The 405-nt window shown below is 73.1% G+C and carries 1 pseudogene; it reads left to right on the top strand.

The features are described from left to right. Window positions 1–153 precede the first annotated feature (153 nt). Window positions 154–405, top strand: a pseudogene (locus AOK23_RS48675) (activator-dependent family glycosyltransferase); the annotation flags it as partial.

Raw genomic sequence — 405 nt, 5'->3', positions numbered from 1 at the left:
CGCGCATAGGGTTGACGGGTCGGGCGGGGTCCGGGGAGGTGGGGGCGATAGGGGTTGGCGGGCGGGCCGCGGCGGAGCAGCCTTGCTGCCGGGTGCCGGTCCCGCAGCCCGGGGCGCGGCCTCTTCGCCCACCGAACGGAAGGTTTCCGCCCGATGCGGGTGCTCTTCGCGACCCACTCAGAGAAGACCCACTTCCACAGCTTGATCCCGCTCGCCTGGGCCCTGCGGTCGGCGGGGCACGACGTCTACGTGGCGTCGCAGCCCGCGCTGACCGAGGAGATCACCCGGGCCGGGCTCACCGCCGTACCGGTGGGTGAGGACCACACCTTCCTGAAGCGGCTCCAGGAGGCCGGCCAGGCCGACTTCTCGGGTGGCTTCGGACAGAACGGTGCCGTCGAGCCGCCC

Origin of the sequence: Streptomyces torulosus (assembly GCF_001419765.1) — a bacterium.
Taxonomy (GTDB): Bacteria; Actinomycetota; Actinomycetes; order Streptomycetales; family Streptomycetaceae; genus Streptomyces; species Streptomyces torulosus.
This window is presented reverse-complemented; position numbering and strand designations above follow the sequence as displayed.